The sequence below is a fragment of the Achromobacter maghribensis genome (genome assembly GCF_057334215.1).
Genome location: NZ_JBHFII010000034.1, coordinates 104,335 through 116,685 on the forward strand (window position 1 = coordinate 104,335; position 12,351 = coordinate 116,685).

General features: G+C 66.0%; 13 protein-coding genes. 6 read left to right on the forward strand and 7 right to left on the reverse strand.

Annotated features, from left to right (window positions below; translation table 11 throughout):
- Nucleotides 1-8: 8 nt before the first annotated feature.
- Nucleotides 9-653, reverse strand: coding sequence for a LysE family translocator (locus ACE039_RS14155; RefSeq protein ID WP_105559259.1), 645 nt, complete (start codon nucleotides 651-653; stop codon nucleotides 9-11).
- Nucleotides 650-1,570 carry a DMT family transporter gene (locus tag ACE039_RS14160; RefSeq protein ID WP_448710644.1) on the reverse strand — a complete coding sequence of 307 codons (921 nt, stop codon included), beginning with the start codon at nucleotides 1,568-1,570 and terminating at the stop codon, nucleotides 650-652. Before ACE039_RS14160 ends, ACE039_RS14155 begins: the two co-directional genes overlap by 4 nt.
- A 160-nt stretch (nucleotides 1,571-1,730) precedes the next feature.
- On the opposite strand from ACE039_RS14160, the gene ACE039_RS14165 reads away from it, so the two are divergent.
- The 4 genes from ACE039_RS14165 to fusA all read left to right on the forward strand — a co-directional run bounded on the left by ACE039_RS14165 (nucleotide 1,731) and on the right by fusA (nucleotide 6,585).
- Nucleotides 1,731-3,191: an aminotransferase-like domain-containing protein gene (locus ACE039_RS14165; RefSeq protein WP_233214267.1), complete on the forward strand. Its 1,461-nt coding sequence runs from the start codon at nucleotides 1,731-1,733 to the stop codon at nucleotides 3,189-3,191.
- Between the two features lie 29 nt (nucleotides 3,192-3,220).
- Nucleotides 3,221-3,565 (forward strand): protein tyrosine phosphatase family protein, encoded by a 345-nt coding sequence (locus ACE039_RS14170; protein WP_006225970.1) that lies wholly within the window; start codon nucleotides 3,221-3,223, stop codon nucleotides 3,563-3,565.
- A 99-nt stretch (nucleotides 3,566-3,664) separates the two neighbouring features.
- Nucleotides 3,665-4,129: a universal stress protein gene (locus ACE039_RS14175; RefSeq protein WP_006225971.1), complete on the forward strand. Its 465-nt coding sequence runs from the start codon at nucleotides 3,665-3,667 to the stop codon at nucleotides 4,127-4,129.
- A gap of 344 nt (nucleotides 4,130-4,473) precedes the next feature.
- A complete protein-coding gene (gene fusA / locus ACE039_RS14180) occupies nucleotides 4,474-6,585 on the forward strand; it encodes an elongation factor G (RefSeq protein ID WP_485811256.1) in 2,112 nt (703 codons plus the stop codon).
- Between the two features lie 15 nt (nucleotides 6,586-6,600).
- Here fusA and ACE039_RS14185 read toward each other — a convergent pair whose 3' ends face one another.
- Nucleotides 6,601-7,557 carry a DMT family transporter gene (locus ACE039_RS14185; RefSeq protein ID WP_448710651.1) on the reverse strand — a complete coding sequence of 319 codons (957 nt, stop codon included), beginning with the start codon at nucleotides 7,555-7,557 and terminating at the stop codon, nucleotides 6,601-6,603.
- 244 nt (nucleotides 7,558-7,801) lie between these two features.
- Here ACE039_RS14185 and ACE039_RS14190 point away from each other — a divergent pair, with 244 nt between their 5' ends.
- Nucleotides 7,802-8,272 carry an Lrp/AsnC family transcriptional regulator gene (locus tag ACE039_RS14190; RefSeq protein WP_105559254.1) on the forward strand — a complete coding sequence of 157 codons (471 nt, stop codon included), beginning with the start codon at nucleotides 7,802-7,804 and terminating at the stop codon, nucleotides 8,270-8,272.
- Between the two features lie 23 nt (nucleotides 8,273-8,295).
- On the opposite strand, the gene ACE039_RS14195 is transcribed toward ACE039_RS14190, so the two are convergent.
- Entirely contained in the window at nucleotides 8,296-9,105 is an 810-nt protein-coding gene (locus ACE039_RS14195; RefSeq protein WP_485822644.1) for an alpha/beta fold hydrolase, read from the reverse strand.
- Nucleotides 9,106-9,215: 110 nt separating this feature from the next.
- On the opposite strand from ACE039_RS14195, the gene ACE039_RS14200 reads away from it, so the two are divergent.
- Nucleotides 9,216-9,713 (forward strand): YbaK/EbsC family protein, encoded by a 498-nt coding sequence (locus tag ACE039_RS14200; protein WP_105559252.1) that lies wholly within the window; start codon nucleotides 9,216-9,218, stop codon nucleotides 9,711-9,713.
- Between the two features lie 63 nt (nucleotides 9,714-9,776).
- Here ACE039_RS14200 and ACE039_RS14205 read toward each other — a convergent pair whose 3' ends face one another.
- Genes ACE039_RS14205 through ybgF form a run of 3 tightly spaced genes read right to left on the reverse strand, consistent with a single transcriptional unit; the run spans nucleotide 9,777 to nucleotide 12,300 of the window.
- Nucleotides 9,777-10,574, reverse strand: a complete 798-nt coding sequence (locus ACE039_RS14205) for an ABC transporter ATP-binding protein (protein ID WP_448710654.1) — start codon at nucleotides 10,572-10,574, stop codon at nucleotides 9,777-9,779.
- Nucleotides 10,571-11,614, reverse strand: coding sequence for a FecCD family ABC transporter permease (locus ACE039_RS14210; protein WP_448710656.1), 1,044 nt, complete (start codon nucleotides 11,612-11,614; stop codon nucleotides 10,571-10,573). The genes ACE039_RS14205 and ACE039_RS14210 overlap by 4 nt, the downstream gene beginning before the upstream one ends.
- Nucleotides 11,614-12,300 carry a tol-pal system protein YbgF gene (gene ybgF / locus ACE039_RS14215; protein WP_105559249.1) on the reverse strand — a complete coding sequence of 229 codons (687 nt, stop codon included), beginning with the start codon at nucleotides 12,298-12,300 and terminating at the stop codon, nucleotides 11,614-11,616. Before ybgF ends, ACE039_RS14210 begins: the two co-directional genes overlap by 1 nt.
- Between the last annotated feature and the right edge of the window lie 51 nt (nucleotides 12,301-12,351).

Sequence of the window (12,351 nt, forward strand, 5' to 3'; positions counted from 1 at the left end):
GCGATGCGTCAGTGCATCAGCTCCAGCGCCACCGGGTATAGCGATGCCACCAGCAGCAGCGCCATGCCCACATTGAATGCGCGGACGGCCCAGGGCTTGTGCAGCACGCGGCGCAGCGCGGTGCCGAACGTCACCCAGACGCCGATGCTGGGCAGGTTGACGATGCCGCACACCAGCGTGGCGATGACGAGATTGGCAAAGAAGCCGTTTTGCGGCGTGTAGGTTGCCACCACGCCCACCGCCATGACCCACGCTTTCGGATTGACCCACTGGAACGCCGCGGCTTGCAGGAAGGTGAACGGCTTGCCGCGCGCTTCGCCGTCTTCCATGCCGCCGGAGTTGGCGATCTTCCAGGCCAGGTAGAGCAGGTACGCGGCGCCGGCGTACTTCAGGATGGTGTACAGCGCGGGCACTTGCTGGAACACCGAACCCAGGCCGATGCCCACCAGGAAGATCATCAGCGTGAAGCCCAGGTTCACGCCCAGCAGATGCGGCATGCTGCGGCGGAAGCCGAAGTTCAGGCCGGACGACGCCAGCATGACGTTGTTGGGCCCCGGCGTAATCGAGCTGACCAGCGCGAATAGCGCCAGCGGACCCAGCAAGGATGCGGAAGCCAAGGGCACGTCGGCCCAGTTGGTGGGAAGCAGATTCATTTTTTGGTCCTGACAATGGCACGGCGTCCGCCGGCGATAACGGCGATCACGGCAGCGGCGAACAAAAATGTCGACGGCTCCACGGATTCGCCAAACAACCATGCCGCCGCCACGACCGTAAGGAACGGTTGCAACAGCTGCACTTGACCCACCCTGGCGATTCCGCCCACGGCCAGGCCGCGGTACCAGGCGAAGAATCCCAGGAACATCGAGCCGAACGCCAGGTAGGCGCAGGCGGAAACTACCGTGGCGCTAGGCCACTGGGCTTGCGCGGCCATCCAGCCAACCGGCGCCAGCACCACGGGCGCGCTGATTGCCAGCGCCCAGCATATTGTGCGCCAACCGCCCAGCGTGCGTGCCGCGCGGGCGCCTTCGGCATAACCCATGCCGCCCAGCACCACGGCCACCAGCAGCCACAGGTCGCCGGTGGACAGCGTGCCGTGGCCTTGGCGCAAGGCAAAAGTCGTGACCAGCGCGGCGCCCACCACCGCCCAGCCCCAGAACGAAGCCGACGGGCGTTCACCGCTTCGCAACGCCGCAAAAGCGGCCGTCGACAGCGGCAACAAGCCGTTGAACACCGCGCCGTGCGAAGACGACACGCTTTGCATCGCCAGGGTCGAGGCCAGCGGCCAGCCCACGACGATGCCCAGCGCGGCCAGGATGACGCCAGGCCACTCGTGGCGGTTCGGCCGCCGGCTGCGCGTCAGCCACAGCAGGGCGATCGCCGGCACCGCGGCGACCAGGGCGCGCCCCAGCCCCACCAGCAACGGCGTCAGTTCGGATACGGCTAGCCGCGTCATCGGCAGCGTCAACGAAAAGACCAGCACGCCCAGGAAGCCGTAGCCATAACCTTCCCAGACGGAAGGAGGCGCGATGGGTGCCGTCTGGGGGGACGGATAGAGCGTGGATCGGGTCATGACAGTTGCCAGGGAACGCGAGGGGGGCGATGGATGGGCCGGGGATCGGGATGCCCGCAGTTGCGAGCTTTCCGTATTGCTGTCACTCTACGCATAGTTATCGGTACAGTACCGGTACACTTAGGCATATCACTTTAATCACTGGCCTGGTCGAATCCCCATGACAGTTGCTCCTGCTTCCGCACCCTCCATGCCGTGGCTGCCCGTGCGCCAGGCCGATGCTTCCCTGGTGACGCAACTGGCCGATGGCTTGGCCCGCCGCATCGACGAACAGGGGCTGCGGCCCGGTACTCGCCTTCCATCCATCCGCAAAATGGCCGAACAGTCCGGTGTCAGCCGCTTTACCGTCGTCGAAGCCTACGACCGGCTGGTGGCCCGCGGCCTGGTGCAATCGCGTCGCGGCGCGGGTTTTTTCGTCCGGGCTCGCAGCGGCCCGCTGGCGGCGGTGGCCACGGCGCCCGCCACGACGCTGGCGCCGCCGGCACGGGTGGACATCGCCTGGCTACTGCGCAGCATGTTTCGCGAAACCAATGCCCCGGGCATGCCCGGCGGGGCAGGCCTGTTGCCGGCCGAGTGGCTGGACCCGGATATGGTGGCAGGGGCGGTGCGCGCGGTGGGACGCTCGGTGCGCGCCAATCTGGTCAGCTATGGCCATCCACAGGGTTTTGCGCCCTTGCGCCAGCAAATTGCCGCGTCTCTACAGAACGACGGGGTGCCGGCGCACCCGGAGCTGAACCTCCTGACCACCAATGGCGTCACCCATGGGCTGGACCTGATCGCGCGCCACCTGGTCAAGCCGGGCGACACCGTACTGGTCGAAGACCCGGCATGGTTCGTCATCTTCGGCCGGCTGGTGGCGTTTGGCGCGCGGCTGATCGGCGTGCCGCGCGGGCCGGACGGCCCGGACATCGCCATGCTGGAGCAGTTGGCGGCCGAGCACAAACCGAAACTCTTCATCATCAACAGCGCCGTGCATAACCCGACCGGCCACACCTTGTCGGCCGGCGTGGCCTACGACATCCTGCGAATCGCCGAGCGCCACGATTTCATGGTGGTCGAAGACGACACCTACGGCGAGCTGCACCCCGGCGGCGCCATGAAGCTGGCGGTGCTGGACCGCTTGAACCGTGTGATCCTCGTCGGCGGCTATTCCAAGATGCTGGCCGCAAGCCTGCGCGTGGGCTATGTGGCGGCCAACCCCGACATTCTCCAAAAGCTGGCCGACCTGAAAATGCTGGCCGGGCTGACCTCGCCCGAGCTGGGCGAACGCGTGGTGCACCGCGTACTGATGGAAGGGCAATACCGGCGTCACATCGAACGCGTGCGCGCGCGGGTGGACGACGCCCGCCAGCGGTGCATGCGGGGGCTGCTGAAGCTGGGGCTGACGGTGCCCCACGAGCCCAACGCAGGGATGTTCGTGTGGGCTGACTGCGGGCGCGACACCGAAGTGCTGGCGCGCGAAGCCGCCGACCGGGGCATGCTGCTGGCGCCGGGCACGCTGTTTTCACCGTCGCAGGCGCCTTCGACCATGCTGCGGTTCTCGGTTTCCATCGCGGATGATCGCGGCGTCTGGACAGAATTGGAAAAACTCTTCGCGCAAAACGGCTCCTACAATCAATAATATGCAGCTATCTATCTGAAGGAACCGCCATGTCCGCACCCATCAAGCCCCTGACCGAAAACTTTGCCGTCGCGCCTCAATTGGGTCCCGACGACATGGCCGATGTTGCCGCCGCCGGCTACAAGAGCGTCATCATCAACCGCCCCGACTTTGAAGGCGGCCCCGACCAGCCCACCGCCGCCGATGTGTCCAAAGCCGCCGCCGCCGCCGGCCTGGCGGTGGAATACCAGCCCGTGGTGGGCAGCGCCATGACCGTGTCCGACGTGGTGCGCTTCGCCGAACTGCTCAAGACCCTGCCGGGCCCCGTGCTGGCTTATTGCCGCACCGGCACCCGCTGCACCAATCTCTTCGCCGCCGCTCAGCAACTGGGCTGACACGGCGCTTGACGCAGGTCAATACCGCCCGGTTCCCTTGATGTGAACCTGGCGGCTTTCCGGTAGCATAAAGATTCCTCTCAAACAGGAGCAGGCAAGATGTTCAAGAAGATCCTGATTCCCACCGACGGTTCGCCGCTGTCGGCCCAAGCCGCCAACGCGGGCATTTCCTTCGCGCGTTCGGTTGGCGCCGAAGTGGTCGCCCTGTACGTGACGCAACCCTTTGCGGCCACGATCGGCTTTGACGGCATGGCCGCCGCCTACGCCATCACCGACGAGGACTACGAAAAGGCCTCGGCCGAGCAAGCCGACAAATACCTGAAGCAGATCACCGACCGCGCCGACACCGCTGGCGTCAAGTCCGAGTCGCGCGCCGTGTCCAACTTCAACGTGGCCGACGGCATCGTGCAGGCCGCCACCGATGCCGGCTGCGACCTCATCTTCATCGGCAGCCACGGCCGCAGCGGCCTGTCGCGCCTGCTGCTGGGCAGCGTCACGGCCAAGGTGCTGTCGCTGGCCAGCACCGCCGTGCTGGTCTACCGCGTCAAGGAAGAAAAGAAGTAAGCACCCGGCCCCGCGCCAGGCCGGCGCATGCGCCGCAAAGCCCCTCCATCGCGAGGGGCTTTTTTTGTCTTGGGCCCTCTCAAGACAAATACGCCACCCGGGCCAGCAAGCACGTGCCTCGTGCGTGGCGTGGGGCTTGTTTTCCCTATCGCGGCCATGAAGATATTTTTCTCCGCACGCGGCCGATTGGTCCTTGTATCTTGCCGCGCGGCGCGTAATATTTACGCATCAGCGCGGGCGCGGTTCCGCATTCCTCAGGTACCACACGCGGCATGGCGCCCGCCGCGGCAGCGCCCGGTCGGGCTTGCCGTACATGCATAGTGGTTCACTGCAAGGAAGAGGCCATGACTCGCAAGACGCGTATCGAGCTTTACCGCAATATCGGCATCAGCGCCCATATCGACGCGGGCAAAACGACGACCACCGAGCGCATCCTCTTCTACACCGGCATCACCCACAAGATCGGCGAAGTCCATGACGGCGCTGCCGTGATGGACTGGATGGAGCAAGAGCAGGAACGCGGCATCACCATCACGTCGGCAGCCACCACCGCCTTCTGGAAAGGCATGGCGGGCAATTACCCTGAACACCGCATCAACATCATTGACACCCCGGGGCACGTGGACTTCACCATCGAAGTCGAACGCTCCATGCGCGTGCTGGACGGCGCGGTCATGGTCTATGACGCGGTGGGCGGCGTGCAGCCGCAGTCCGAGACCGTCTGGCGGCAGGCCAACAAATACAAGGTGCCGCGCCTGGCCTTCGTCAACAAAATGGACCGCGTGGGCGCGGACTTCCTGCGCGTGCAGCGCCAGATCGCCGAACGCCTGAAGGGCGACGCCGTGCCGATCCAGCTGCCAGTGGGCGCCGAAGACCATTTCGAAGGCGTAATCGACCTGGTCAAAATGAAGGCCATCATCTGGGACGACGCCAGCCAGGGCGTGAAGTTCAAGTACGAAGACATCCCCGCGTCCATGCTTGAACAGGCGCAGGAATGGCACGACAAGATGGTGGAAAAGGCCGCCGAGGCCAACGAGACGCTGCTTGAAAAGTACCTGTCGGGCGAAACCCTGACGGAAGACGAAATCAAGCAGGGCTTGCGCGCGCGCACCGTCGCCAACGAGATCGTGCCCATGCTGTGCGGCAGCGCTTTCAAGAACAAGGGCGTGCAGGCGATGCTGGACGCCGTCATTGACTACATGCCGTCGCCGCTCGACGTACCGGCCATCAAGGGGCACGACGAGCGCGACCGCGAAATCGAGCGCCATCCTGCCGACAACGAACCGTTCTCGGCGCTGGCCTTCAAGATCATGACGGACCCGTTCGTCGGGCAGCTCGTGTTCTTCCGCGTGTATTCCGGCGTGGTGAAATCCGGCGATTCCGTCTTCAACCCGATCAAGGGCAAGAAGGAACGGCTGGGCCGCATCCTGCAGATGCACGCGAACGAACGTCGGGAAATCACCGAGGTGTATGCGGGCGATATCGCCGCGGCGGTCGGCATCAAGGACGTCACCACCGGCGACACGCTATCGGATCCCGCGCACGTCATCATCCTTGAACGGATGGTCTTCCCCGAGCCCGTGATTTCGCAGGCCGTGGAACCGAAGACCAAGGCCGACCAGGAAAAAATGGGCATCGCGCTGAACCGGCTGGCGCAAGAGGATCCGTCCTTCCGCGTGCGCACCGACGAAGAATCGGGCCAGACCATCATCTCTGGCATGGGTGAGCTGCATCTGGAGATCCTGGTCGACCGCATGAAGCGCGAGTTCAACGTCGAGGCCACGGTGGGCAAGCCGCAAGTGGCCTACCGCGAGACCATTCGCAAGGCCTGCAACGAAGTCGAAGGCAAGTTCGTCAAGCAGTCGGGCGGGCGCGGCCAGTATGGCCATGTGGTGCTGAAGCTGGAACCGCAAGAGCCAGGCAAGGGCTACGAATTCGTCGACGCCATCAAGGGCGGCGTGGTACCGCGCGAATTCATCCCGGCGGTCGACAAGGGCATCCGCGAATCGCTGAACGCCGGCGTACTGGCGGGCTACCCCGTCGTGGACGTGAAGGCGACCTTGTTCTTCGGGTCATATCACGACGTGGACTCGAACGAGAACGCGTTCAAGATGGCGGGCTCGATGGCCTTCAAGGAAGGCATGCGGCGCGCCGATCCGGTCTTGCTGGAACCGATGATGCAAGTCGAAGTCGAGACGCCCGAGGACTTCACCGGCAACGTGATGGGCGACCTGTCGTCGCGGCGAGGCATGGTGCAGGGCATGGAAGACATCGCGGGTGGCGGCGGCAAGGTGGTGCGCGCGGAAGTGCCACTGGCCGAGATGTTCGGCTATTCGACGTCGCTGCGGTCGCTGACCCAAGGGCGCGCGACCTACACGATGGAGTTCAAGCACTACGCCGAAGCGCCGCGCCAGGTGGCGCAGGAAGTCATCGCGGCCCAAAGCGCGGGCCGCTGACCTCGCGTTGCGCGGTCAGGCCGGGGCGGCCGCGGTGGCGGCCCCGGTTCGCAGGCGCATAGACGCCATCTTCACGCCCATCAGAATCATCACGAAGCCATAGGCGTGGAACAGCTGCGGGGTCTCGCCCAACAGGGGCCAGGCCAGCAGCGCGGCATACACCGGCACCAGGAACATCGACAGCCCCGCCGTGGCGGGACCGGCCTGGCTGATCAGGCGGCCATAGACGTAATAGGCGCCCAGACTGGGCACGACCGCCAGAAACAGCAGCACGGCCGCCAGGCGCGGATCGGTCCAGGGGGGCGTGGCGCCGGCCGCGGCTTCGATGCCGGCAAAGGGCGCCAGCGCCAGCACGCCGCCCAGCATCATCGTTGCCAGCCGCGCGTGGTCCGGCACGGCGGGCAAGGTCAGGCGCTTTTGCAGCACGGTATAGAACGCCCAGCCCGTCGCGGCCAGCAACACCCATAGGTCGCCCTGGCCGAACGCCAGCCGGGCCAGCGTCTGAAGGTCGCCGCGCGACAGCACCACCAGCACGCCGCCCAGGGCCAGGCCCAGGCCGGCCGCCCGCAGCGCCGACAGCGGCTTGCGCCAGATCAGCGCTTCCAGCAGCGCCACCAGGATGGGGCTGCACGAAAAGATCAGGGCGATGTTGGTGGCGCTGGTGGTTTGCGCGCCAATGTACTGCGGCGCCACGGCCACGCCCATGCCCAGCACCGCCAGCGGCAGCAGGGTGGGCAGGCCGCGCCACAACGCGCGGCGATGTGCTCGCAGGGCGGGGGCCGCCAGCGGCAGCAAGATCAGCAAGGCCAGCAGCCAGCGGCCAAAGGCAAGGAAAACAGGGGGAAGGCTGGCATCGTGGGCCCAGCGGGCCGCGACCATGTTCGACGCAAATAACGCCGGGGCGGTCAGGAGCATGGCGGTGCCGGACAGGCCCAGACCGGTTCTTGCGGATACTGCTGCTGCGTGTGACATGGTTTCCAGCCGCGCGGATCGGCGCGCGGGTTGCTGCGTGGGAACTACCGGCGCGCGCGCCGGGTTGTGCCGCGGCGCAGGCGTCGAAATCCGACGGGCGGGATAAGGCTCGTCTTGCTGGAAAGTCTACGGCTGGGGAAACAAAATAGGTTTCTTGATTCACGCCCATTTAGCGTTTAAAGAAGAATATCTATCTTGTAGAATTCGTATTCGCAGGGATATTCTCTTTATGGGTCCGCCAGCCATGTCCGCCACCCCGAAAATCGACGAAACCGACCGCAAGATCCTTCGCGCATTGCGCGCCGACGGCCGCCTGACCAACCTGAAACTGGCCGAACACGTCGGCCTGTCGCCCACGCCTTGCTGGAATCGGGTCAAGGCGCTGGAAGAGGCTGGGGTGATCGAGGGTTACGCGGCCTTGCTGAATCAAAAGGCGTTGGGCCTGCCGGATACCGTCATGATCGAGGTGACGCTGGAACACCACGACGATGAGTCCCTGGCACGCTTTGGAGAAGAGATCACGCGGCTGCCGGAAGTGGTTGAAGCCTTTCTGGTGACGGGCGAATACGACTATCTGATCAAGGTTGCCGTGGCGGGCACCGAGGGCTACGAGGAATTCCTGCGCAAACGGCTGTATAAGCTGCGCGGCGTGCGCCACAGCCGTTCCACCTTCGTCCTGCGGCGGCTCAAACACACGCCTTCGGTGGAGCCCTAGCCTTAAGAGAAGCCAGGCCCGACCTAGCCCCCGATGAAGGCGTCGATGGCGCCGTTGAAGGCGCGCGGATTGCCCAGGTTCATGCCGTGCGACGAACCCACGACCGTCACGCGATGCGCGTGCGGCACCCATTGCGACAGGGCATCCAGCACGGCGGGGTAGGGGGCGGGGCTCAACGCGCCACCGATCAACAGGGTCGGCAGCTTCAGCGTGCCGATCTGCTGCGGCGTCAGGGCTTCGGGCTTTTCTTCCGCCTGGCCGAAAAGCGTGCCGACGTTGTCACGCACCATCTCCTTGAACCACGGCACCATGCGTTGCCAGGTGTCCGGGCCCGTCACCGTGTCCACGAACAGCGCCAGGCCTTCCTCGACGTCGCCCTGGCGGATCAGCGCCAAGGCGCGCTGGCGGAAGCCTCCACGCGAATCGTCGCCGCCGGGCAGCGGCAGGCCCGGATCGGCCAGCGTCAGGCTGCGCAACGCGTCGGGCTGGCGTAGCGCGGCTTCCAGCGCCACGCGGCCGCCGCGGGAATGACCGACCAGATGGGCAGGGCCGCCGGCGACGGTTTCAATGAACGCCAGCACGTCGCTGGCATGCTGCTCGATGGAAAACCCATCGCCTTCGCCGTCCCAGGTCTCGGGCCAGTACCGGCGCAGGCAAACGGCCAGCACCCGGAACGACTTGCCCAGCGGCGCCATCTGCGACTTCCAGTAGCGGCAGTCCGATAAAGAACCGTGCACCAGCACCAGCGGCGTGCCGCTGCCGTACTCGGTGTAGGACATGGCGTAGCCGTTGATCAATGCGGTTTGCAGGGGCAGTACGGGTTCGGAACGCATGGAGGTCGGGAAGGGGAAAGCCAGGTCCGCATTCTAGCCCGCCGCCAAGGCGGGGCATCACCGGCCACCGCTGATAAACTCGTTCGCAATCTTTCACGGAGCCCGCCACGATGTCCCCCGAGTCCCTTGCTGCTTTGCCCGAATCCGCCCAACGCGTCGCCCGCCTGCTGCTCGAGATCGGGCATGACAAGCCCGTCGTCGTCCTGCCGCAATCGGGCAAGACGTCGGCGGAAGCGGCTGCGGGTCTGGGGTGCGAAGTGGCGCAGATTGCCAAGTCGATCATCTTTCGCCGGGTGTCCGACGATGCGCCCGTGCTGGTCATCGCCAGCGGTGCGAATCGGGTCGACGAATCCAAGGTGGCCGAGCAGGTCGGCGCCTTGGCCAAGGCGGACGCCAGGTTCGTGCGCGACATGACGGGCTACGCCATCGGCGGCGTCTGCCCCATCGGTCACGCCGTCAAGCCGGTCATGTTGCTGGACGCGGACTTGTTCAACTACGACAGCCTGTGGGCGGCCGCCGGCCACCCGCATGCCGTGTTCAACCTGACGCCCCGGCAGCTGGCGGACATGACCGGTGCGCCGGTGGTCGATGTGGCCTTGCGCGCCTGATCGGTCGCATTCTCTACTCAGAATCCCGAATCTGGCGCTCGGCATCCGAGGCGTCGGCGCCGTTCAGCGGGGGTGTTCGTCCAGCCCGTCGATCAGCACCTGCCGCCGGCCGCGCGAGCAAGCTTCCACACGCCCCTGCACCCCATAGACCGCGGCCAGCGACGCGGGCGTGATCACGTCTGCCGGCGCGCCTTCGGCATGCAGCCGGCCAGCCTGGATCATCACGGCGCGATCCGCGTGCTGCAACGCCACGTTCAGGTCGTGCAGCACGATGACGCTGATCAGGCCGTGCTCGCGCGTCTCCTGCTTCAGCAACCGCATCACATGGAACTGGTAATTCAGGTCCAGGGCGGATAAGGGTTCGTCCAGCAGCAACACCCGGGGATGGCGGATCAGCGCCTGCGCCAGGCCCACCAGCTGTTTCTGCCCACCCGACAAGGCATCCAGGTAATGCAGCGCCAGATGCCCGATGCCCAACCGGTCCAGAAGGCGTTCGATGTCGGCCATTCCCGCACCGGCCGGCAGCCCGTCGCGGCTGGCGTTCGCGGCAACCAGCACCGATTCGAAGACCCGCAGATGCACGGCGGCAGGCAGGCTCTGCGGCAGGTAGACCATATGCCGGGCGCGTTCACCCACGCCCAGCCGGGTCATGTCATGCCCATCCAGCAAGACGCTGCCGTCGCGCGCACGGACCAGTCCGGCCAGCGCCTTCAGCAACGTGGACTTGCCGCTGCCGTTGGGGCCCAGCAGGGCGGTCACCTGGCCTGCGGCAAGCGCCGGGATCGACAGCGCGTGCAGCACGTCGTCCCGGCCATAGCCGGCGGTGAGTCCGTGGATGTCAAATACGGCGTCGCGTGTCATGGCAATTGCCGGCGCAACAGCACGGATACGAAGAAGGGGATGCCCACCAGTGCCGTCACGATGCCAACGGGCACGACGACGCCGGGCAGCAGGTTCTTGGAAACGACGGACGCCAGCGACAGGATCAGCGCGCCCACCAGCGCGCTGCCAGGCAAGTAAAAGCGATGGTCCTCGCCGAACAGCCGGCGCGCGATGTGCGGCGCCACCAGCCCGATGAATCCGATGGTGCCCACAAACGCAACGGCCAGGGCCGATAGCAGGCTGACCCGCGCCAGCGCCGCGACGCGCACCCGCCGCACGTCCACGCCGAAGCTGGCGGCGCGTTCTTCGCCCAGGCGCAGCGCCGTCAGCTTCCAGGACTGGCGCATCGCCAGCGGCAAGGCCAGTGCAACGGCCAGCGCCAGCACGCCCACCGTGGTCCAGCTGGACCGCGACAGGCTGCCCATCGTCCAGAACACCAGGTTTTGCAGCGCTTCGGCACTGGCCAGGAATTGCACCAGCGACACCAGCGAATTGAACGTGAACACCATGGCGATGCCAAACAGCACGACGCCCGACGTATTCATGCCGCTCCAGCGCGCCACGGCGTCCAGCATCAAGGCCGCCAGCACGGCGAACAGGAACGCGTTGCCGGCGATCAGCCAACTGCTGGATACCCCGGGCAGCCCAAGTTGCAGCACGATCGCCAGCGACGCCCCGAACGCGGCGGCGGACGAAACCCCCAACGTAAAGGGGCTGGCCAGCGGATTGTTCAGGATGGTCTGCATTTCGGCGCCCGCCAGGCCCAGCGCCATGCCGACCAGCGCGGCCATCAGGGCGGAGGGCAGCCGGATGTCCCACACGATCACGCGGTAGGTCGCATCGGCCGAGGCGGGCGAGGTCAGGGTCCGCCACAGGTCGCGCCACGGCAGGCCGGACGGCCCCACCGTGAAGTCGATCAGCAGCGCAATGAAAATCGCCGCCAGCAGCAGGGCGATAAGCCCTGCGCGGCGGCGCAGGATGTGCCGGTAGGCGCTGACCGCGCTTGCGGCGGGCGGCATTACTGCAGCAGTTGCAGGCGGCTCTTGGCCGTGCCGGCAGCCGGCGCGTTCGGATAATCGCGAACAATGCGCTGCAGCGTGGCTTTGGCGCCGGCGCGGTTGTTCAGTTCGATCTGGCCGCCGGCGATGATCAGCAGGGCGTCCGGCGCGCGGGCGTTGTCGGGCGACTTCTGGACCATGCTGGTCAGCTGCTCGATAGCGCCCTTGAAGTCTTTCATGCCGTAGCGGCTGCTGCCCAGGTAGAACTGCGCGCTGGGGGCAAGCTGGCTGTTCGGGTAGAGCGCGGTGAAGGCGGCCAGCGATTCCGCGGCGTCCTTGTACTGGCCCTTGCGGAACAGGTCCATCGCGCCGTCATAGGCGGCTTGCTCTTGCGGATCACCCGCGGCGGTGCCCGGGGGATTCGTGCCGTTGGGCGCGCCCGGCTTGGCGCTGGGCTGCTGGCGAGACACCAGTTCCAGCTGGTCGCGCAGTTGCGCCACTTCCTGCTGCAGGGATTGAATCTGGTCGGCCAATTGCAGCTTGGCGCGTTGGCTCTGCTCGTTCTGCTGCTGCACCTGCTGGCGCAAATCCAGAATGGCCTTACGGGCTTCATCATCGGAAAAAGCGTGAGCGGGCGCCGTCAGGGCCGCAAGCACCAGGCCAGTGGCCACAATCAGAGGACGCAGAGACAGAACGTTATCGCGCATGAATATTCCCGGGTATAAAAACAAACGTCGGGGCGGCCGGCTGACCGTCCC

Bases quoted from the DNA above. Each gene is read 5' to 3' on its own strand.
- ACE039_RS14155 (WP_105559259.1), bottom strand. From the start codon at position 653: ATGAATCTGCTTCCCACCAACTGGGCCGACGTGCCCTTGGCTTCCGCA.
- ACE039_RS14160 (WP_448710644.1), bottom strand. From the start codon at position 1,570: ATGACCCGATCCACGCTCTATCCGTCCCCCCAGACGGCACCCATCGCG.
- ACE039_RS14165 (WP_233214267.1), top strand. From the start codon at position 1,731: ATGACAGTTGCTCCTGCTTCCGCACCCTCCATGCCGTGGCTGCCCGTG.
- ACE039_RS14170 (WP_006225970.1), top strand. From the start codon at position 3,221: ATGTCCGCACCCATCAAGCCCCTGACCGAAAACTTTGCCGTCGCGCCT.
- ACE039_RS14175 (WP_006225971.1), top strand. From the start codon at position 3,665: ATGTTCAAGAAGATCCTGATTCCCACCGACGGTTCGCCGCTGTCGGCC.
- fusA (WP_485811256.1), top strand. From the start codon at position 4,474: ATGACTCGCAAGACGCGTATCGAGCTTTACCGCAATATCGGCATCAGC.
- ACE039_RS14185 (WP_448710651.1), bottom strand. From the start codon at position 7,557: ATGTCACACGCAGCAGCAGTATCCGCAAGAACCGGTCTGGGCCTGTCC.
- ACE039_RS14190 (WP_105559254.1), top strand. From the start codon at position 7,802: ATGTCCGCCACCCCGAAAATCGACGAAACCGACCGCAAGATCCTTCGC.
- ACE039_RS14195 (WP_485822644.1), bottom strand. From the start codon at position 9,105: ATGCGTTCCGAACCCGTACTGCCCCTGCAAACCGCATTGATCAACGGC.
- ACE039_RS14200 (WP_105559252.1), top strand. From the start codon at position 9,216: ATGTCCCCCGAGTCCCTTGCTGCTTTGCCCGAATCCGCCCAACGCGTC.
- ACE039_RS14205 (WP_448710654.1), bottom strand. From the start codon at position 10,574: ATGACACGCGACGCCGTATTTGACATCCACGGACTCACCGCCGGCTAT.
- ACE039_RS14210 (WP_448710656.1), bottom strand. From the start codon at position 11,614: ATGCCGCCCGCCGCAAGCGCGGTCAGCGCCTACCGGCACATCCTGCGC.
- ybgF (WP_105559249.1), bottom strand. From the start codon at position 12,300: ATGCGCGATAACGTTCTGTCTCTGCGTCCTCTGATTGTGGCCACTGGC.